This is a genomic window from Agarivorans sp. Z349TD_8 (assembly GCF_050870825.2).
In the GTDB taxonomy this organism is placed as follows: domain Bacteria; phylum Pseudomonadota; class Gammaproteobacteria; order Enterobacterales; family Celerinatantimonadaceae; genus Agarivorans.
On sequence record NZ_CP194037.2, the window covers coordinates 74,208 to 94,681 of the forward strand.

Here is a 20,474-nt window from a genome sequence, read left to right on the forward strand (position 1 = left end):
CCAAAATGTATAGATTGTATATACAGAAAAAATAATATTAAAAGCGGAAAAAACACAAAACAAAAAAGCGCTACCCATGACCGTAAGGTATATGTAACGTCCTTCTTCAATATTTCCAAAAATTAACTGGATTAAAATAAAGGCCACAATAGAAATTGGAAATCCTAGAAGCGTTATAGGCCATGCTATAGAGACTTCTCCGTTCGTTTTATCACTCATTTTTACTTGCCTCGTGTCTTGATGCGGAATAGGAAATTTTAAATCTTATAAAGTCATTCGAGACAGCCATCTTAAGGATTGAACAGCCAACATCATACGATGAATATCACTTCTCATTCACATAAAAAGCAGCGTGATGTCGAAAATTGCAATATTGGTAAAGGTGTTACGACGAAAAGCCGCAAGAAGCCAAACAGCAAACACAGCGATTCGAGATATGCTAAATACCTACTCGGTCGACAAAAAATCAGACCATAAATTACTTAGCCAACATCCAGCCAGCGTTTGGCTGCTCCCATACCTTTAATTCGCTGCTGATTGTGCTGGCGCTTGTAGCACTCTAGTGCGTGACCGGCGCCCACCACACTGGCAAAGTGATGCTCTAAACCCGTGCTCAAGGCTAACCAGCTTTCTTCATCGATATACCCACGTTTATCTTCTCTGATAACGCGGCCGATGAGCTCCACCAGTTGCAGATAATCTTGGAGCTCAAAGGGCAAACCTTTGGGCATGGTTTCTCTGGGGTTGCCGACAAAGGGCATCAGAGGTTTGGGCTGTTGCCCTTGTTTGGCTTGCTGAATGCGCTGTTTAATACTGGTATGCGCTGAGGTTTCAGGCGTGCTCGCCATGTTTGAGCGAATTGGGTTTAAATCGACATAAGCCATACAAGCCGCTAGGGCTGCTTCATCTAAAAGCGCTTGGGATTTAAAACGGCCTTCCCAAAAACGCCCGGTACATTGGTCTTCTTTATTGGCAGCTCGAGCAATGTGTTCATTCAAATGGCGCATAAATCAGCTTAAATCGAAGAGGCGAGTTCGGTACACTGCAGCGGTAGCGCGAACGGCCTGCAATTGCACCTCACTTAACTGCGGACGTAACTCAAGGTTGAGATACACCTGAGTCAGTAAGGTGCCCTGATGCAAGCTATGCCAGCGTTCTAAGACTTCATCCATTGACCAAGCTTCTGCTTGTTGCGGATTAACATGTAGCACGAGGTGGGTATGATTACTCATGACGGCATAAGCACAAACATCAATCGCGAACACCGACGCTAATTTGAGTAGATTATCCTCGACCCACTGGCGGCGGTGCTCATAGCTTTTACCACTTACCTTGTCTTCGCCGCACAAAAAAGCCCGTCGCACACAACGGGAAACACAATGATAGTAAGGTGTATCTGACAAGCTCACTTGCGACTGTCTTGACCGAGGCATGGCACTAACGCCCCAAAAACCACTATTGGTAGTTTAGATTATTATCGGGGTGTGGCTAGTTGGTGTGGCTGTCTAGTTACCTTGTTTGCCACCTTATTGTTTACTTTGTCATTATTCATGTTTATTATCTTGTCCTGCAACTAAAGGAGATATTTGCAGTGGCTCACAATCAATTTCAATGCTTGTCCCAACGAAACAAAGCCAAACGTGATGCTTGCTTAAGCAAACTTAACGCCTCAGAAATGAAAGAAGTGGACCTTTATGTACTGCATGGGCCGCAGTTTTTCTCACTATGGTTAGCCAAACAGCAAAACCAAGGACTTGAGCAAACAGCGATTAGTCAGAAATTGGAAGATCTAGGCTTATCGGAGCTCGCTCAAAAGTTAGTTCTAAATACCGCTAGCCTCACTAACCAATTTGCTAGCCAAGCCTTAGACGTAAAAGCTATGGGAGCGCTAGCACTAGACATGCAGCGTGGCGGGAGTATTTTGGGTAAATACGAAATAACTCAAAATGGCACTAAAAGCTACATTAGTTTTAAAGGTAATCACAAGCTAAGGACAGTAATTAAAGGAACTAGATACCTCTCTACAAACACTAAGATGCTTAAGCTCGGAATTGGTCAACAAGGGCTCAAAGCATCCGCTAGTGGTGGTGTAATAATCACAGTTGTGTTTTCAGTATCACACCATACTCTGGAGTTAGTACTTAAAAAAGACTACTTGATGACCAATTGGGTGGTAGATATTACTTCAGATATCGTAAAAGCTTCAATTGCAGCATGTATAGGCTTCTTAGTGGCTTCTGCATTTGGCGCAACAAGTGTTGTAGTAATACCTTTAGCGATAGGCTTTAGCATAGCCTTTATAATCCAAACCGCATTAGGTATCGCAGAGGATCAACTAAAACTAAAAGAAACAATAGTCGCTAGTTTAAATCAGTCTGTCGAAATTTCAGCTAAAAACGAAATTGAAGGGCTGAATAAGAGAGTTGATACAATGAGGGCCATTTCGAGTATGAACCAATCTACATATCGATTTTTTTAGGAAGTACTATGGTTAAACTCTCTCCCCAAAAGGCAATAGTAACTTCACTGGCTTGCTTCACGTTATGCCTACTATCAGGCTTCATTTTAGTAAGCTATAAAACGCTTGGATATTTAGGAATTCAGCTCCATAACGATTATAAAGTGATCTATTTAGACTCCGGATATTTTGGACTGATTGGAGCTTCGTTTGGTCTACTATCGGCTGGACTATTTATGTTCTGGCAATATATCTGTTTAAAGCGGTTTGACTTGAGTTTAGGCCCAAAACACCTTTCGACAAAGGTCTTTGCAGTAGCTGCAGTCATCGGCTTTCTTTTCATTTTCCCAGGTCAATCTATAGAAAAATCCCGTATCGAAAAAATTGCTGAGCAACATGGCTACCAAGCCTGTCCCCCTTTCACATTATTAATGGGTTCAGCAACCATCGACGCATGGGTAAAGGACTTTAGCCTTTGTAACGATCCAGAAGTCGACAAATTAGCTCAATATGGCTACCCAGACGAACCTGCCCAAATAGCCAAACTGCTTGCAGATAGAGAGTAGAGACAAAATTAGTAGTACAATATACTCGCTAAGAAGCGAGGAATAAAAGGGGCAGAGTCACTTTAATTTAGCTAACAAAAAGACTTGGATGTCCTTTCTTTTTGAACTGTTTCCTTTTTTTCAGTTTTTTTTCATCCTATTATTATTTCTGGTGGCCAAATCTAGTGTGCCACTACACTAATTAAATCTATTATTTATAGCTTCCTGTATATTAACGCCTTTAGTTTCTAAATAATTAAAAACGTCTTGTTTATAAGGTTTCATGTCATCGGATACCTTTATTACGTAAGCTGACACTGCAACCTCTTGTAAATTCCCCTTGAATCCTTTTTTAAGGAAAAATAAAGTCCAATCAAACCGCCCGACATTAATTGTTGATTGAATTACATTTAGCGAACCTTTATTGCCCTCTGTATTCCAATTTACATCTGCACCATGATCCAATAACAGGTCAAAATACTCTTCTCTAAAATTAGAAATAGCCACCATTAACATAGTTCTTCTAAATGCTCCGCCCAATTTTTCTGGCGCTTCCAAATTAGGGTCTCCACCATATTTCAATAGCACTTCAAGGATCTCTTTACGATCTCCGCCGGTAGCTAAATACAATGCAGAGAAACCTTGTTCATCTCGGTAACTTGGGTTTGCTCCGTTGAGTAGCATATACTCTATTAGCTTATGCGCATCATTTGAGTCAGTATAAACCCATAGCAACGGAGTGATTCCGTTAAGCCCTATCTCGTTAATATTTGCTCCCTTAAGCAGCTGCTCGTTAGCTTTGTCAAAATTCTTTTCTACGACCGCTTCGATAAACTTGGCGGTTTCCGCTGAAAATGTTTCTGATAGTTTCATTTCGTTATTCTTCTCACTGCAACTACTTATCAAAGCACAATACAAAAATAAACATACTAAACGATGTACATATCTACACATTCCTGATCCCTATTGATATGAATGCGCCAAAGCAAGCGCTGTTAAGCCCATCGAATGTCGTTCTATTGGACCTAGACTTTGTGCGTAGACTGGACGACCATTAAAGTCTACTGGAGACAACTCTACCATATTTCCTATAGCCTCTGGCTGTGATGTTTCCCTCTGCAGAATATGCAATCCTTCTCCTTTGTTGTAGTAAGCTTCTATATTTTCAGCGTTACGCCTATCCAATCTATATCTAGTTATCGTACCTTCAGATATTCCAGCTGCGTTAAACGTAATTGCACTAGCTCCCGTACTTAAAGCTTGAACCGATGCGAGTCCACCACCTAATGTCAAAAAGACTTGGGTGTCCTATTTCTTCTATTTCTTCCTATTTCTTCTGGGTTAATTTTTTTTGTTTACTAAATTAGTTATCAAACGAGATCTTGGTTTGTTAAGTAGTTTGCTGGTTTATTTTTTGATGGCGGGGGGGGGGTGAGGAACGTCGATTAATGTAAATATTGAGAGCAAGGCGAAGATCCCATCGCGTATTTGTTATCGAATATTATTTCACTTTGCTTCTTGTCATGCCGCAAGGGGGGGGGACAATTGATGATTGTATTGGCCGACATTGATCGCCAATTGGGATAGATGTCTTATTATTTTCGTTGGTCTAAACAAATTTGCTGTTCACGTGCTCGAGTCATCACGGCACCTCTAAAAGGCTTTGAGTGTATTTAAAGCCTAGAAGTGCTGTTGGGAGCTGCCAAAAAGACTTGGGTGTCCTATTTCTTCTTCCTATTTCTTCTTAGCTGAGTAAATTTGTCAACTATCCATTGTTTTCGGTGGTCAAAGTTAGTACCACTTGCTCGGTCTTCGCCACACAAAAACGCTCTGCGCACACAGCGGCAGATGCAGTGGTAGTAGGGCGTACTGTCTAAACAAATTTGCTGTTCGCGAGCTCGAGTCATCACCGCACCTCTAAGGCTTTGAGTGTATTTAAAGCCTTAGAGGTGCGGTTTTGGATTGTCAAAAAGACTTGGGTGTCCTTTTATTACCAATTCGAGACAGCCATCTTAAGGATTGAACAGCCAACATCATACGATGAACATCATTTTTTATTCACATAAAAAGCAGCGTGATGTCGAAAATTGCAATATTGGTAAAGGTGTTACGACGAAAAGCCGCAAGAAGCCAAACAGCAAGCACAGCGATTCCAGATATGCTAAATACCTACTCAGTCGACAAAAAATTAGACCATAAATGACTTACCCAACATTGTAAAAAAGACTTGGGTGTCCTTTCTTTTTTTATTTCAGTGGTTAGTTTATCAAATCAGTCGAACTGTACTTAAAGGAAGAGAAAAAGATAAACAAGCTAGGTGCTAGAGCTAGGATTTTCATAATTGGGTGCTCAAAGTATACAAACAACCAAAGAGAAAATAACGAGCATATAACTGTTTTGATCGCAAAGGATTTGCTCCTAAGTAGTAAAGAAATAATGTGCTTCTGGGGCAAGCCTAGAGCTACTAGAAACAAACAAATAATAATCACTGGGTAATTCAGTGGTTCTGGAGAAAGTAGCCCATCAACTACCTCGTCTATAAGGCCAAGTGCACCAGCGTATCCTCCACCGAAGAGCCCAGCCTTTAAGTTTGAACCTCGCAATGTTTCCAAATCACTTTGTTTCATTGTTAGCCGCCTCTCTAAACATAAATGAGCTTACTTGCCCATATGCGTCAGTTGCTAGGAAAATATCTAGACACCCAGCCTAAATATTAAATATTTCATCTTCAATAAAAATAATCTAATGGGTAATCCAGGATGAGAACACGAGCGTTTTTCAATCAAGAGTGGAATAGCTATCGAACGTATATTGGATGCTAACTAACCGCTTAAACTGTGCTTTTTAAACTATGATTGGTGTGAAATCAAACTGTACGCAAAATGAACACTCTTGCTCTCACCCTGATGGTGGTTGCCAGTTGGGATGGCTGTCTAGTTATTTTGGTTGGAACATTGACTGTTAAACCATTATCAACGCTTTCTATCCATACCTTTGCCTTGGTTAAGAGGTTCAGCTTAAGCATAGTTGCTTTAATTTGACACTGACCCCTTTTATTAAAAGCGAACAGCCAATTGGTCTATCTGATTTTCATGGTGTTGATGCTTTTGAATACCAGCAACGATAATGTTACCAATCGCATTGCCAAATACATCAGCTAACGATTAGCGTTAGCTGAATTTAAATTGAACCTGACCACATTAATTTTATTTATTTCTCTTCTCCACCTTTAAACTCTGGAGGTAAATACGGTGAATCATTACGCCAATCTGGCTCTACGACATCTAAGAAACTTGCGGCTTCCATATAGTAATTTGCCACTTTTTCTTTGTATTCACTACGAAAAACATCATCCTTATAAACATCACCATGAACAATATGCTCTGGATATACTGGAAGCTTTAAGTCTGAAGATTTCTTCCCTAAATAGTAATCAATAATGTGCATATAAATATTAAATTTTCTATTTACTCTTCTAGTTTCTTGTGTAAGCCAAAACTGTACTTTAGGATCATCTAAATTTCTTCCTAATGTTCCAACTCCTATATGAGGGGACTGTGGGATTGGAAACTTAACCCCCCTATCTAACATTATTTTTTTTACTTCTTTATAAGCTTCAGAACCAGATTCAAAATCCTGAACCTGATGAACTAATGTTCGACCACTATTTCGCACAAATAATGGGTCTTCCCCCTTGTCTATTATAGAAACCACCACTTCATAGAAGCGATGAAATGATGCATCAAACGCTAAACTAAATGATCTATGTTCTAGTGGTGTCTTATAGTTTGCTCCATGCTCTATCAAAAGCTCTATGAAGCTCAAACTTCTATTGTAAAGCGCATGCTGAAGTAAATTTAAAGAGTTACCTTCAAAATTAGGATTTCCACCGTAATCAAGCAACAATATTAAAGCGTCTCTTTTGCCTTTTCCTACAGCAAGCTCCAAAACGCTTTCAATCTGACCTTGAGCCATAATTAGGTTTGGATTAGCACCATGCTTCAATAATAACTCCATCCCTTCCAAGTCATTTTTATACATGAGCCAATGCAATGCTGTTACACCTTTTTCTCCCTTTTCATTTGGATCAACACCTTGTTGGATCATAGATGTAATTTTATTTTCACTACCTATTTGAGCTGCATTTATTAAGTTTATTTGTTCAGATGTATTAAATACTTCTTCCATGCTATCTCCACATGCGAATAACGACAGCGTCACGATAGCTGCAAATAATATCTGAAGCGGCCTTATTACATCTGTAACTTCGTACAACATATTAGTTTCCTAATTCTGAATATAGTTTATAACCGTACATTCCCATACTAGCATGCACATAATCCATTTTATGGCGAGCAGGACTGCCAGTTACCCAGTCAAGGCCTGTTACTGCTTTTCCATCTGAATCAACAGCAGGAAGTTCGATCATTCTACCAGCTGCCTCAGGAACATAACTAAATCCAAAGTTAGCCTTAACGTCATCATCGAATAGTCCGCGTAAAGCTTTTCCTGCCTCAATTGGAGTGCGAATGATAGTACGGTAATCCTCCCATTATTAACCGCATTTATTCGTAGAATTCATGCTGCCGTTTTTAGTGGTGGGAACCCTCCATTTGCAAGGTGTGGTCGTTGATGATTGTAGAACCATAACCATTGGGTCGCCCGATCTTGAACCTCTTCAAGTGTGTCAAACAAATACTTACTCACTAAGCCAAACCTCATAGTACGGTTGAACCTTTCTATATACGCGTTTTGTTGTGGGTTCCCTGGCTGAATATAATCGATTCGAATGTCGTGGTTGTTGGCCCATTTAATAAACGCATGGCTAATGAACTCAGGACCATTGTCGCAGCGGATCGCAACAGGTTTGGTTCGTTGTTCGATGAGCTGCTCTAAGATCCGAGTGACTCGTACTGTGGGCATTGAAAAATCAGGTTCTGACGCCAGACCTTCACGTTTGTAATCATCTATCACATTGAATAAACGGTACTTCCGGCCATCAGATAGCTGATCATGCATAAAGTCCACGGACCAAACTTGGTTTGTTTTAATCGGCTCTTTAAGAGGCTCTGGCGTATGGCGATTCAGGCGTCGTTTTGGCCTAATACGTAAGTTTAGAGCCAATTCGCAGTAGATCCGATAAACCCGCTTATGGTTCCATGTATACCCTTTAACGTTCCGCAAATGGTGAAAACACAGGCCAAAGCCCCAGTCAGAGCAGTCTTCACTGTTGCACAGCGTTACTAACTCTTGAGCTATCAACTCATTCTCAGGTTGAAGCTTCGATTTATAGCGATAGCAGGTCTCGCTGATCCCAAACCAATAGCATGCACTTTTAATGCTGATGTGATAGTTCGCCACCGAACGCTGAGCCATCAATCGACGCTCACAGGGCTTCACCACTTTTTTGCCATCGCCTCTGAGATCACCTCTGCTTTAAGGCGTTCTTCCGCATACATCTTTTTAAGCCGTCGATTTTCATCTTCGAGTTCTTTCATCCGCGCCATAAGGGATGCGTCCATACCACCGTATTTCGAACGCCACTTGTAAAAGGTTGCGTTGCTCATTCCATGCTCACGACAGAGCTCAGGAACAGGTGTACCAGCCTCAGCCTGCTTGAGAATAGATAAGATCTGACTGTCCGTGTAACGTGACTTTTTCATGTTGAATCTCCTGTATTTACTATACGAGAAAATTCTACTTTTGCATGGGATTAATTTTCGGGGGGATTACCGTACCTACTCCGCCTGAAAATAAGTCAGCAGTAGATGACCGTACAGCAGTCAAGATTTCACCATCAACATGGTAATTTCTTACTAAATCAGTCGCTCGTGTGATATTTCCAGCCTCAACTTGAGTGGAGTATGAACACCCATAATAAAAATCACAGCGGCAGTAACATCCTTGCCTAAGCGACCCCCACTGTAATGACTTAGCTCTCAGGCTGGCGTAAAAAAGCACGATTCAGATATACGTTCAAACACTAAAAGTTTGGCGTTAATGAGTTGATAATTCTAATCATTTAAAAAGTGTTAAGCCATCGTCACTGCTATGACATCGTGATTTTGGTCATTGAATGAGTGGGAATATCTGCGCACTCGATGAATTGAGACCGGCTGAGAGGGGAATGCAGAACTGAGAATTCGGTTCTGGCTATTTTTTCGAAAAGACCCGCTTTTGCCAAAAAAGCCAAAGCTTGGCATGTACAAGCCTTGGAGCATTGGGTTGGCTACAGTACACTAGCGGCAGTTGGCATTATCAGGAAGTAAAGATGAGCGTTGAGCAGGAAACCATCGATTTTGGTTATAAAACGGTAAACCGCGAAGAGAAAGTAGGCATGGTTGCCGAGGTATTTCATTCAGTTGCCGCTAAATATGATGTGATGAATGATTTAATGTCGGGTGGCATTCACCGCTTATGGAAGCGTTTTACCATTGATTGTAGTGGCGCACGTCCTGGACAAAAGGTGTTAGATTTAGCGGGAGGTACTGGTGATCTTACTGCCAAGTTTTCACGTATCGTAGGTGATGGCGGTGAAGTGGTGCTGGCAGACATCAATGAATCGATGTTGAAAATGGGCCGAAGTAAGCTGCGCGACAAAGGCATTGTGGGTAATGTACGGTATGTGCAAGCTAATGCCGAGGCGCTGCCTTTCCCCGATAACAGCTTCGATTTGATTACCATTAGCTTCGGTTTACGTAATGTGACCGATAAAGATGCGGCGCTACGATCGATGTTTCGAGTGCTCAAACCCGGCGGTCGTTTGCTAGTGTTAGAGTTTTCTAAACCAGAAATGAAAGCGCTGAGTAAAGTTTACGATGCTTATTCTTTTCACTTATTACCGAAGATGGGCAAATTGATTGTTAATGACGCCGAGAGCTATCAATATTTGGCCGAGTCGATCCGAATGCACCCCGATCAAGAAACCTTAAAAGGGATGATGCAAGATGCTGGGTTTGAGGGCGTCGAATACTACAATTTAACTGGCGGTGTGGTTGCCTTACACCGAGCTTACAAATTTTAAGAGGCCCTTATGCCGCTATCTTCTCTGATTACTGCCGGTGTTGAAGTCTTAAGCAATCAAGTGTTGGCACTTGATGAGGCCAGCGCCGAGCGTCGCAGTCATTTGTCGGGCAAAGTTCTGGCGATTCAAGTTAGGCCATTGCCAAATTTTTATTTTGTGGTGAGCAAGCAGCAACTCGACGTACTTCATGAATATCAAGGCAAGCCGGATTGCAGCTTGAGCATGTCGCTGTTGACCTTGATGGAATTAAAACAGGCGGAGCGAATTCCCAGCTTGATTAAGCAAGACAAGCTGCAACTGGAAGGTGATATTAAGCTGGCGCAACATTTTGCCGACTTGTTCCTGCAACTCGACCCTGATTTTGAAGAAAAGTTGTCGCAGCGGATCGGTGATGTTGCCGCTTATCAAATCGTGTCCAAGAGTCGTTTGTTGGCTCAAGCATTGAACACGCTGTTCAATAAAGCCCCTACAAAACTAACTGAGTTAGCCAGTGAAGAATGGGGTTTAGTGGTGGGTCAATTGGAATATCAAGCGTGGCAACAGCAACTACAGCTACTGGTTAAAGATGTGGATACCTTGAGTCTTCGGATACAGGATTTGAGTCAATGACCCCCAAAGAGTTTGCGCGTTTTCGGCAGATTAATCGCACCCTGTGCCATTACGGTATAGACCAATTATTGCCGAAACGTTTTTGGCCTTGGCCCTTACGCTTGTTGCGCAGCTTGGTTTTTTGGTGGCGTAATCAACACCAGCAAAGCGCGCCCGGTGCGCGTATTCGCATGGCGATGGAAGACTTAGGCCCGGTATTTATTAAATTTGGCCAGATGATGTCCACTCGGCGCGACTTATTTCCGCCAGATATTGCCGATGAATTGGCTCTATTACAGGATAAGGTCTCGCCGTTTAGTGGCGAATTGGCCAAACAACAGGTCGAATTGGCGCTGGGCCAGCCGGTCGAGGATCTGTTTGATGATTTTGACTTGCAAGCCTTAGCCTCTGCCTCGATTGCTCAAGTGCATACTGCCCGTTTAAAAGAGAATGGCGCCGATGTGGTGTTGAAGGTGATCCGTCCGGGGATTGAAGCGACCATTCTGTCTGATATCGCTTTAATGCAGCGAGTTGCTAGCTTATTTGCGCGTTTCTTTAGTGATGGTCGTCGCTTACGCCCTAAAGAGGTGGTTGAAGAATATCGCAAGACCATTGTAGATGAGCTCGATTTAGCGCGTGAAGCGTCTAATGCGATCCAACTACGGCGTAATTTTAGCGGTGCTAAAGAGCTGTATGTTCCCGAGGTTTATAGCGACTACTGTAGTAAAACCTTGTTGGTGATGGAGCGGATCTACGGGATACCAGTGGCGAACATTGGTGAACTAGAAGCGCAGGGCACCAACATGAAACTGTTGGCCGAACGAGGCGTGGAAGTCTTCTTTACTCAGGTATTTCGCGATAGTTTTTTCCATGCCGACATGCATCCGGGCAATATTTTTGTGTCTCGAGAGCATCCTGAAGATCCCCAGTATATTGGCATTGATTGCGGTATCGTGGGTACCCTCAATAAAGAAGACCAGCGTTATTTAGCGGAAAACTTTTTGGCTTTCTTTAATCGTGATTATCGTAAGGTCGCACAACTGCATATTGATTCTGGTTGGGTGCCTTCCGACACTAAGGTGGAAGAATTCGAAGCGGCGATCCGTACCGTATGTGAGCCTATTTTCGCCAAGCCGCTGTCAGAGATCTCATTTGGTCATGTACTGCTGAATCTGTTTAATACGGCGCGCCGTTTTAATATGGAAGTGCAGCCGCAATTAGTATTACTGCAAAAAACTTTACTCTATATAGAAGGCTTAGGGCGTCAGCTCTACCCCGAATTGGATTTATGGGCGACTGCTAAACCATTTTTAGAGCGTTGGATGCGTAAGCAGGTGGGGCCCGAGGCGGTCTTCTCTGCAATTAAAGAAAAGGCGCCTTATTGGCTGGAAACACTGCCGCATTTACCGGAGTTAGTTTATGATAACTTGCAACTGGCGAAACAGCAGCAGCTTAAGTTTCAACGTTTTACCGAACGTTATTTACAGCAGCAGAAGCAACGCCAACGAAGTTTGGCTTTGGCTTTAGCCGCAGCGGCAAGCTTAATTTCGGCGGCGGTGATATATCCAAGTTTACCTGCGCTGGCCTTGGCCTTGGCGGTGACTAGCGGATTAGCGGGTTTAATCTGTTGGCAACAATTGAAGTAGATACTGGGCCTTTGGCTCGACAAAAGATGAAAGAGGATCACTAAATGGGCGGTATTAGTATTTGGCAATTGTTAATTGTTGCTGTAATTGTGGTGTTGTTATTCGGCACCAAGAAGCTACGTAACATGGGCGGTGATTTGGGCTCGGCAGTAAAGGGCTTTAAAAATGCGATGCGCGAAGATGAAAGCAAGCCTAGTGATCATGCCACCGACAAAGCCACCCCAGAACAGCTTGCGCAGCATAAGCAAGCCGCAGAACAAGCAAGCAAAGACAAAGACCAACAAGGTTAAGCATGTTTGATATTGGTTTTTGGGAGTTAGTCTTGATCTCGGTATTAGGGCTGTTGGTGTTGGGGCCAGAACGTTTGCCGGGAGCGATCCGTAGCGTGTTATCTGTGGTGCGCTCGGTGAAGCAGGCGGTATCGTCGGTGAGCACCGAACTGAAACAAGAACTAGAGTTAGACGAGTTGCACCAAAACCTGAAGCAGGCCGAACAAAATGGTTTAGAGTCTCTTAATGGTGATTTACAAGCATCGGTAGAGACTCTAAAAGCGCGTGCCGAGTCAGTTTCTCGCCCCTATCAAAAGAAGACGGTTGGTAGCCCGCAGCCTGCTGAAGCTGCAAATCAAGCTGTGCCATCCGATTCTGACATTAGCCAAGAAGACAATAAGTAAGCTATGAGCGATGCCCCCGCACAACCCTTGATCGAGCATTTAATTGAGTTACGTAATCGCCTATTGCGTGGTGTATTCGCCTGCTTAATCATTTTTCTCGGCTTGGTGTATTTTGCCAACGATATTTACGCTGCTGTCGCACAGCCCTTGCTCGCCGTATTACCAGAAAATGCGAGTATGATCGCTACCGATGTGGCGGCACCATTTTTCACGCCGATTAAGCTGACCTTAGTCACCTCGGCTTTTTTGGCCATGCCTTATTTATTAGCTCAGGCCTGGGGGTTTATTGCGCCCGGTCTGTACCAACATGAGCGCCGTTTGTTGGTGCCTTTGGTGTTTGGTTCGGCCTTGTTATTTTATGCGGGTGTTGCCTTTGCTTATTTTGTGGTGTTCCCGCTTGCCTTCAGCTTTTTTACTGCAGTTGCCCCCGAAGGGGTGACCATTGCCACCGATATTTCTAACTATCTCGATTTTGTATTGAAGCTGTTTTTTGCTTTTGGTTTAGCCTTCGAAATTCCGATTGCAACCTTGTTGCTGTGTTGGTCGGGGGCAACCTCTCCAGCGCAATTGCGAGCCAAGCGCCCCTATGTGATTGTGGGAGCCTTTGTGGTGGGCATGTTGTTAACCCCTCCCGATGTGATCTCACAAACTCTATTGGCCTTGCCGATGTGGCTATTGTTTGAGGTCGGTCTGTTCTTTGCGCGTTTTTATGTGCGCAAAGATGACGATGCCGAACAGGCGACGGATTAGCTTGGTGATGTTTGATATTGCGCTGAACCTTACCAGCTCACAGTTTGATAAAGATCGTGAACAAGTGCTACAACGGGCGCAGGCTGCGGGTGTGAGTGGCATGTTACTGCTGGCCAGCGATTTGGCCGAAAGCCAGCAAGTGAGTGATTTAGCCCAACAGTGGCCGGGCGTATGTTATGCCTCCGCTGGCGTGCATCCGCACCATGCAAAGTCGGTAAGTCCTACCGATATCGCCACTCTCAAACCGCTGTTTACCCAAACACAGGTTTTAGCGGTGGGCGAGTGTGGTTTAGACTTTAATCGTGATTTTTCACCACGTCCCCAGCAAGAGGCCATTTTTGAGGCGCAATTAGCCCTTGCAGCAGAACTTAAGCTGCCTGTGGTGATGCATGAGCGGGATGCGCATCAGCGCTTCATCGATATCCTTAAGCCTTGGCGCGACCATCTGCCCGGCGCTGTATTACATTGTTTTACCAGCGATCAAGCGGCCCTAAAAGCCTGTCTGGATCTGGATTTGTATATTGGGATTACCGGCTGGGTGTGCGATGAGCGCCGTGGTCTCGATTTGCAACAGCGGGTGAAAGAAATTCCAATCAATAGACTGTTGTTGGAAACGGATGCGCCTTATTTGTTACCTCGCGATTTAAAACCCAAACCCAAGAGTCGCCGCAACGAACCTTGTTATTTGCCACATATCTACCAGCGAGTCGCGCAATTGCGAGGCGAGTCGTTGGTCGAGTTGCAGCAACAAGTGCAGCAAAACGCTCGCCGTCTTTTTTCATTTTAAGTTTATCTTTTCTTAATAAGTTGATCTAAGTTAATACTGAGCGAGTAGATTTCCGTTGAGTGAACATCTAGGTGTGCATCTTGCTTGCAATTGTGAATGGAACACGCCAATCCTTAGATGATATGTCTATAGTTAAGTAAATAACATTATAAAATAGGCGTGAGAACCGAACTTAAGGAAGAGAATATATCGTGACTCTGCAAATACGTTTTTACTTAATTATTCGACGCTTGGTGTTTATTAGCGGTATTCTACTGTTCAGTTCGAGTAGCCTGGCGGCGATTGTAAATAACAATCATCTGTATCAAAAAGTACAGCAGATAGCCCTGCAAGTTCAGGCTATCCGTGCCCAGCAACAGTTACCTACCTTAGAGCCCGAACCACAAATTGTCGCCGATAAGTTGGCTTCACACTTGGTTTTTAAAACCCAGCAAATTGGTCGTTTAGCTGCGGCCTTACAGCAAAAAATGTCTTTGCCAGTCACGTCGTCTTTAGCGGTTGCATATAGTGTGATGCGCCCCCGTAATGTGCTGCCTTATTTAGATCAGGTTGAGCAACAGTTGGCCGCGGTCGCTAAGCACTTAGCGCTACCAGAGGGCCCCGAATTGGAGCGTCCACTAGGAATGACTGAAAATGATGTTTATCAGCAGCTAGTGGTGATAGAACAATTGTTTGAGGGTTTGATTGAGCCGCAAACGGTCTCTGCGATGAGCGCAGATCTGGCGTTGATCCGCGGCGACTTGCAGCTGATTAGTGAAGCGAAAAACCTTCCTTTGCAACTCGGTTCACTTGGTCAGTACCATGACCGTCAAATGACCGATGTGAATATTTTGGCTTATCAGAGCTTGTATCTGATTGAGCGTTTATTTCGCCAATTGGATATTGAACCAAGTAAGCCCGATCGTTTACCCGTTGGCGAATCGAGTATTGAGGCGGTTCGTGATACCAGCATTCTGATCCGCGCCGAATTACATCGCGGTAAAACCATTCTTAAAATTGAGCAGGATAGCCAAGTGATGGATCCTCTGTTGCTGAGTGATGCGAACCAAAGTTATGCTGCTTTTATTCAACTACGTGATGGCTTACTAAGCATGCTGGGAGCGCCAGCCCTATGATTAATCGATTAAGTTTGAGTCAAAAAATCGCGCTTATTCCGGTTGGTATCGTATTACTCATGGTCTTGATGATATGGAGTAGTAATCATTCGCTGACAGGGGTGCAACAGAAAACCAAGGCTTTCTCTCAGGAGGTTGAACCGAGCGCTCGTTTAGCTGGAGATTTATCGGTCAATGCGCTGCAACGTTTAGTGTTGCAGTCGCACTTTAGTGAAACCGAAGCGCCTGCGCTACTTGAGCAGTATCAACAACTGGCCGAACAAGCTAAGCAATTGGAACAGAGCCCGCACCTGCGCGGGTTTAGCGATGCCGCGCAAATTACCGCTAATAGCGAACTACTCGACCAACACTTTGTTGAGGGATTAGTACCATTATTGGCTGAAATTAGTCAGTTAGAAAGCCGTGTATTACGTGATGTAGTCCCACAAACTTTGGCTAAGCTCTCGGATATTCATGCCACCTTAGATATCACCAGTTCAGGCATGCTGCCCTCGCTCACGGTTAATTTGGCGAATCATATACAGGCCGCCTCGATTGCCTTAATGAGCCATCTCAACCGACAAGATAGTCGCAGTAAAGACCGTTTTTATTTAGAGCTATTTGGCGCACAAAACACCTTACTCGATTTGATCAAGGGCTTAAATCGAGAGCGTCATCAACAGTGGATCCAGTTGGTAGAACAGCAGGTCCAGTTGTTCGCTGACTCGGCTGATCGTTTATTTGATCTGGTTGAGCAGCAGCAACTCTTGAAGGATGACTTACTTAACCCTGCGGCAGAGCAAGTGGTCGCGGCGGCCAGTAATACCCTGCAACAACAGTGGCAAATGGTGAGTCAATCGAGTTCAGCGATTAGTGAGCAGCTACAGCAAACAGCATGGACTAACATGGCCTTTGGTTTGTCGATTGTGGTGATTGCTTTGGTGATGGGCTTGATTATTACTCGTTTAATTCGCCAGCCCGTGGTGGCGATGGTGCAGGCGATGCAAGCGATTGCCCAAGGCGATGGGGATTTAACGCAGCGTTTAGTGGTAAAAGGGCGCGACGAGCTTGCTCAGTTGGCCTCGGCCTTTAATCAGTTTATTGCACTGTTACAAACCACCGTCACTAATATTAATCAGCATGTTGCCGAGCTGAATGGGGCTGCGGGGCAACTTAATACTTTAGCGCAACAGTCAAAAACTCAAATGGGTGAGCAGCAGCGGGTGGTATCAGAGGTTAGTGGTCATATTGGCCAGCTGTCGCAAGGTTTTAGCGAAGTGGCCGATTTGGTGCGTAATGCTGATAGTTCGGCAGTCTCCATTAATCAGGCCTCGGAGCAGGGCAGTCAATTAACTCAATCGGCAACTAGCGAAATTAAGCAGTTAGTGGCTCAAGTGGATGGCGCTTCGGAAGATATGCGTGAACTGGCTAAAAATAGTAAAGATGCCAGTAAAATATTAGAAGTGATCAACAGTATCGCCGAACAAACCAATCTCTTGGCGCTGAATGCGGCGATTGAATCGGCGCGTGCAGGCGAGCATGGCCGCGGTTTTGCGGTGGTGGCCGATGAGGTTCGCAATCTTGCAATGCAAACTCGTGGCTCAACGGAGCAGATTGAGCAGATGATGTCAGATTTAGTGAAAGGTGCGGAGAAAACTGAAATACAAATGCGTGAAGGGCGTTCTCAAGCCAGTAGTAGTTTTGAATTGATGTCAGAAATGCAAGGCTCGGTGACCCAAACCCATGAGTTAGCCAGCCATATTACCGGCTTGTTGGACGAGGTGAGTGGTGCCTGTGATACGCAATTGAATACTTCTGAGACGGTGGTCAATGAAATGCAAGGAATGGAATCAGGGGCGCAGCGTAGTTTAGAAGGGACCGAGCATACGGCTCTGCAAGCTGAAAAAGTTGGACAACTTAGCCATCAGATCCAAGCGAGCATCGCGAACTTCAAAGTATGACCAAGGCACTGAAGTGGCTTAAGTGAGTCGCTTCAGTGTTTGTGGCATTCAAGCTCTTAAATCACGTCGCTGGAACTTAGCTGAGTGCGCCAGCTGTGCAGGTGTTTGATGGATATTACGTTCCCTGCTGATTTCTACTGATCACTAGCCTTAGCTAAAAATTTGCAACATAATTTATAATATTCAGTAATTTATAGTTAAGTTGATGCTGTTTTGTATGATGGACGTCGGCCCAGCTTAAGTTTTCCTAGGGACGGCTTTGCTTCCGTTTCCAGAGTATCTTTAGAGGTTCTAATGTATCTTCCTAAGCCCTTCATCCAAGATGATTGGTCGAGCACTGTTGAGTTGCTCGGTAACTACCCTTTAGCCTGTATTGTGAGTCAAAGCTCAACCGGTTTGGTGGCGGAACATATTCCGCTATTATTGCATGAGGTGCAGCCTGAACAATGGGTTTTACGTGGGCACATTGCCAAGGGGAATCCTTTAGCTAAAAGACTGGCTCAGCCTCTGTCTGTGCTGGTGATATTTCAGGCGGAACAATCCTATATTTCGCCTAATTATTACCCTACCAAGCAAAGTGATCCTAGGGTTGTGCCGACTTGGAATTATCAGGTGGTGCATATTAATGGCCAATTGCGCGGGATCGATGATAGCCAATGGAAACTGGCCTTATTAGCCGAGTTAACTAAAACACACGAGGCGCAACAGCCGCAACCTTGGCAGCTCCGCGATGCGCCAGAATCCTACATTGAGCAATTGAATAAGGCGATACTGGGGATTGAGGTGAGTGTTGAGCAAGTACAAGCAAAAAGTAAAATGAGTCAAAACCAAAGTCCACAGAATCAAGCTGGGGTACTGCGGGGCTTGGCTGAGCGCCAGCACCCGATGGCAGAAGTATTGGCTCGGCAAATGTCAGGGATCCAGTCTGAAAGTAATTAACAGAAAGTCGATGTGGCGGGGTTTAGGCTTGCTATGCGGCTTAGCGCTATAAACTTTTACTTTTCGCGGTCATTTATTTGTTGATGAGTCTGTTGTCGGTGGCAGTTTATGCATTTGATCAATCGGCTGAGCGACGCGGGGCGTGGCGTGGTGAGTGAAAGAGCCTTACCTGCATGGGCTGGCGCTGCTAGGTGGCTGGCCGAGCGCGATGTTCGCGCAGCAATGGTTTCGCCATAAAACGTAGAAGGCCTGTTTTCGTCGGGTTTACTATCAGAGCATTGTGATTCATGATGCTTTGCTGGGGGATTGGTATAGCCCTTATACGACAGTTTATCGAGACTGGTTGACCAAGCGATTGATGTGAGGAGGGCGATGTTGAAAATCTGTCATTATACTGAGCCCTATGCTCTGTTGGTCGCCGAGCTATTTACTGCGGCGGTGCATGCCATTGATGATGAGGTTTATTCCCCGCTACAAAAACAGGCATGGGCACCGGAGCCCTTTGATGAGACGCTTTGGCGAAGCCGTTTATTGCCCGAACGTTGTTTTTTGGCTTTGCACGAGCAGACGCTGTTAGGTTTTATTGAACTTGATGGCGACTATATCGATTGTTGTTATGTGCATCCCCAGTTTCAGGGGCAAGGGGTGGCCAGTGCTTTATATCAGCATATTGAAACGCTAGCTTTACAGCGAGGGCTGGAGCGCCTTTGGGTGGATGCATCGAAGCGGGCAAAACAATTTTTTGTTGGACAAGGTTTTATGCTGTTAAAACAAAATCAGGTGCACATTCGCGGTCAAACGCTGGAAAACTACAGTATGAGTAAAGACTTAACCGCTTTATCAGGATGGTAAAGGCTTGGCGAGCTGTGAGCTCTCGCTTTAGGGCGTGTATTGGTTTTTAAACTCCGAGTTCGCCTACCATTGCGAGTTTATCAAGCCAAAAAAAACCAAGCTCTTGCTTGGCTTTTTATCGGCGATGGAGGTGCTTAAAGTGCTTGACCGTTGACGCTTAGTTTGACATCGATGTTACCACGGGTTGCATTTGAGTAAGGGCATATTTGGTGAGCGGTTTTAACCAGTTCGACCGCGGCACTTTGCTCTAATTCTAATTCAGCGGCTAAGGCTACGCTGAGCACAAAACCACCCTGTTCATTGGGGCCGATCCCTACAATCGCGGTCGTTGGTGCTGATTTAATCGCGATTTTGCCTTCGCGCGCCACATGTAAAATTGCATTCGAGAAACAAGCGGCATAACCAGCTGCAAACAGTTGCTCTGGATTGGTCGCTTCGCCACTACCACCCATTTCTTTTGGATAGCTTAAGGCTAAATCGAGTTTGTTGTCGTCGGTAGTGACTTGACCGTTACGGCCGGCTAATGCAGTGGCAGAGGTAGTGTATAAAGTAGACATACTGGATCCTTTTATTTAGGTTGTGCGCAATTAAGTTGTTAGCAACTCTAATTGAGTTCTGGTTAGAATGCAAGTATATTGTGCACAATTTAATTCCGAGCGAGTTTAGCCATGAGTGACGCTTCTAAAGATAAACTACAATCCTTTAGCCTGAGTTTAGATAAGCAGCTGTGTTTTGCCCTTTATAGTGCTTCCAATGCGATGGGGCGAGCTTATCGCCCCTTATTAGAAAAATTGGACCTTACCTACCTGCAATACATTGTGATGATGGTGTTGTGGGAGCAGCGTCGCGTGAGTGTGAAACAGCTGGGGGAAAAGGTGCATCTGGATTCGGGTACCTTAACGCCGCTACTGAAACGTTTAGAAGCGAAAGGTTTGGTGGTTCGCGCACGTAGCGAGCAAGATGAGCGAGTGCGGGTGATTAGCTTAAGTGAAGCGGGACAAGCGATGCGAGAACAGGCGCTGGCCATTCCCACAGCGATGTTGTGTCAGGTAGACATGCCTTTAGAAGAGTTGCAGGCTTTAAAGCAAGGCTGTGAGCACTTATTGAGTCAATTGCTAAAATAAAATATCGGCATAAAGCAATCGGTATGAGAAAGA

Annotated in this window: 20 protein-coding genes and 1 pseudogene; 15 read left to right on the forward strand and 6 right to left on the reverse strand. The window is 44.5% G+C overall.

From position 1 onward, the window contains the following. Positions 1-482 precede the first annotated feature (482 nt). Positions 483-1,433, reverse strand: a pseudogene (locus tag ACRRS1_RS00325) (transposase). Positions 1,434-1,591: 158 nt separating this feature from the next. Here ACRRS1_RS00325 and ACRRS1_RS00330 point away from each other — a divergent pair. Together ACRRS1_RS00330 and ACRRS1_RS00335 are read left to right on the forward strand one after the other, a co-directional pair. Further along, the gene (locus ACRRS1_RS00330; RefSeq protein ID WP_432460577.1) at positions 1,592-2,479 is read left to right on the forward strand and encodes a hypothetical protein; all 888 of its coding nucleotides are present in this window, start codon (positions 1,592-1,594) and stop codon (positions 2,477-2,479) included. Positions 2,480-2,487: 8 nt separating this feature from the next. Then, positions 2,488-3,024: a hypothetical protein gene (locus ACRRS1_RS00335; RefSeq protein ID WP_432460578.1), complete on the forward strand. Its 537-nt coding sequence runs from the start codon at positions 2,488-2,490 to the stop codon at positions 3,022-3,024. A 177-nt stretch (positions 3,025-3,201) separates the two neighbouring features. Here the strand turns inward: ACRRS1_RS00335 and ACRRS1_RS00340 are convergent, their stop codons facing one another. From ACRRS1_RS00340 to ACRRS1_RS00355, 4 genes are all read right to left on the reverse strand, one after another. After that, positions 3,202-3,876: an ankyrin repeat domain-containing protein gene (locus ACRRS1_RS00340; protein WP_432460579.1), complete on the reverse strand. Its 675-nt coding sequence runs from the start codon at positions 3,874-3,876 to the stop codon at positions 3,202-3,204. A gap of 1,385 nt (positions 3,877-5,261) precedes the next feature. Continuing rightward, on the reverse strand, positions 5,262-5,630 hold the full coding sequence (locus tag ACRRS1_RS00345; RefSeq protein ID WP_432468623.1) for a hypothetical protein: 369 nt from the start codon (positions 5,628-5,630) through the stop codon (positions 5,262-5,264). A 583-nt stretch (positions 5,631-6,213) separates the two neighbouring features. Next, the gene (locus ACRRS1_RS00350; RefSeq protein ID WP_432468622.1) at positions 6,214-7,191 is read right to left on the reverse strand and encodes an ankyrin repeat domain-containing protein; all 978 of its coding nucleotides are present in this window, start codon (positions 7,189-7,191) and stop codon (positions 6,214-6,216) included. A 390-nt stretch (positions 7,192-7,581) separates the two neighbouring features. Beyond that, a protein-coding gene (locus ACRRS1_RS00355; protein WP_432462919.1) for an IS3 family transposase occupies positions 7,582-8,666 on the reverse strand; the annotation gives its coding sequence in 2 pieces (ribosomal slippage) (positions 7,582-8,417 and positions 8,417-8,666; 1,086 coding nt in all). Between the two features lie 608 nt (positions 8,667-9,274). Here ACRRS1_RS00355 and ubiE point away from each other — a divergent pair. From ubiE to ACRRS1_RS00415, 12 genes are all read left to right on the forward strand, one after another. Beyond that, entirely contained in the window at positions 9,275-10,027 is a 753-nt protein-coding gene (gene ubiE, locus ACRRS1_RS00360) for a bifunctional demethylmenaquinone methyltransferase/2-methoxy-6-polyprenyl-1,4-benzoquinol methylase UbiE (protein ID WP_432455188.1), read from the forward strand. A 9-nt stretch (positions 10,028-10,036) separates the two neighbouring features. After that, entirely contained in the window at positions 10,037-10,636 is a 600-nt protein-coding gene (locus ACRRS1_RS00365; RefSeq protein WP_432460582.1) for a ubiquinone biosynthesis accessory factor UbiJ, read from the forward strand. Next, positions 10,633-12,261, forward strand: a complete 1,629-nt coding sequence (gene ubiB / locus ACRRS1_RS00370; RefSeq protein ID WP_432460583.1) for a ubiquinone biosynthesis regulatory protein kinase UbiB — start codon at positions 10,633-10,635, stop codon at positions 12,259-12,261. The genes ACRRS1_RS00365 and ubiB overlap by 4 nt, the downstream gene beginning before the upstream one ends. 44 nt (positions 12,262-12,305) lie before the next feature. Continuing rightward, on the forward strand, positions 12,306-12,551 hold the full coding sequence (gene tatA, locus ACRRS1_RS00375) for a Sec-independent protein translocase subunit TatA (protein WP_432460584.1): 246 nt from the start codon (positions 12,306-12,308) through the stop codon (positions 12,549-12,551). Between the two features lie 2 nt (positions 12,552-12,553). Then, positions 12,554-12,934, forward strand: a complete 381-nt coding sequence (gene tatB, locus ACRRS1_RS00380) for a Sec-independent protein translocase protein TatB (RefSeq protein ID WP_432460585.1) — start codon at positions 12,554-12,556, stop codon at positions 12,932-12,934. Positions 12,935-12,937: 3 nt separating this feature from the next. Next, on the forward strand, positions 12,938-13,684 hold the full coding sequence (gene tatC, locus ACRRS1_RS00385; RefSeq protein WP_432455183.1) for a twin-arginine translocase subunit TatC: 747 nt from the start codon (positions 12,938-12,940) through the stop codon (positions 13,682-13,684). Beyond that, positions 13,662-14,471: a TatD family hydrolase gene (locus tag ACRRS1_RS00390; RefSeq protein ID WP_432468620.1), complete on the forward strand. Its 810-nt coding sequence runs from the start codon at positions 13,662-13,664 to the stop codon at positions 14,469-14,471. Before tatC ends, ACRRS1_RS00390 begins: the two co-directional genes overlap by 23 nt. A 191-nt stretch (positions 14,472-14,662) precedes the next feature. Further along, a complete protein-coding gene (locus ACRRS1_RS00395; RefSeq protein ID WP_432468618.1) occupies positions 14,663-15,586 on the forward strand; it encodes a hypothetical protein in 924 nt (307 codons plus the stop codon). Continuing rightward, positions 15,583-17,526, forward strand: a complete 1,944-nt coding sequence (locus ACRRS1_RS00400) for a methyl-accepting chemotaxis protein (protein WP_432468616.1) — start codon at positions 15,583-15,585, stop codon at positions 17,524-17,526. Before ACRRS1_RS00395 ends, ACRRS1_RS00400 begins: the two co-directional genes overlap by 4 nt. Positions 17,527-17,820: 294 nt before the next feature. Continuing rightward, entirely contained in the window at positions 17,821-18,465 is a 645-nt protein-coding gene (locus ACRRS1_RS00405) for an FMN-binding negative transcriptional regulator (RefSeq protein WP_432468615.1), read from the forward strand. A 154-nt stretch (positions 18,466-18,619) separates the two neighbouring features. Next, the gene (locus ACRRS1_RS00410; RefSeq protein ID WP_432468613.1) at positions 18,620-18,709 is read left to right on the forward strand and encodes a DUF1294 domain-containing protein; all 90 of its coding nucleotides are present in this window, start codon (positions 18,620-18,622) and stop codon (positions 18,707-18,709) included. A 128-nt stretch (positions 18,710-18,837) separates the two neighbouring features. Beyond that, positions 18,838-19,317, forward strand: a complete 480-nt coding sequence (locus ACRRS1_RS00415) for a GNAT family N-acetyltransferase (RefSeq protein WP_432455176.1) — start codon at positions 18,838-18,840, stop codon at positions 19,315-19,317. Positions 19,318-19,451: 134 nt separating this feature from the next. Here the strand turns inward: ACRRS1_RS00415 and ACRRS1_RS00420 are convergent, their stop codons facing one another. Further along, complete coding sequence (locus ACRRS1_RS00420; RefSeq protein WP_432455175.1) at positions 19,452-19,874, reverse strand: organic hydroperoxide resistance protein; 423 nt, start codon at positions 19,872-19,874, stop codon at positions 19,452-19,454. A 111-nt stretch (positions 19,875-19,985) separates the two neighbouring features. Between ACRRS1_RS00420 and ACRRS1_RS00425 the strand changes: the two genes are divergently transcribed. Continuing rightward, the gene (locus tag ACRRS1_RS00425) at positions 19,986-20,441 is read left to right on the forward strand and encodes a MarR family winged helix-turn-helix transcriptional regulator (protein WP_432455174.1); all 456 of its coding nucleotides are present in this window, start codon (positions 19,986-19,988) and stop codon (positions 20,439-20,441) included. Positions 20,442-20,474: the final 33 nt, after the last annotated feature.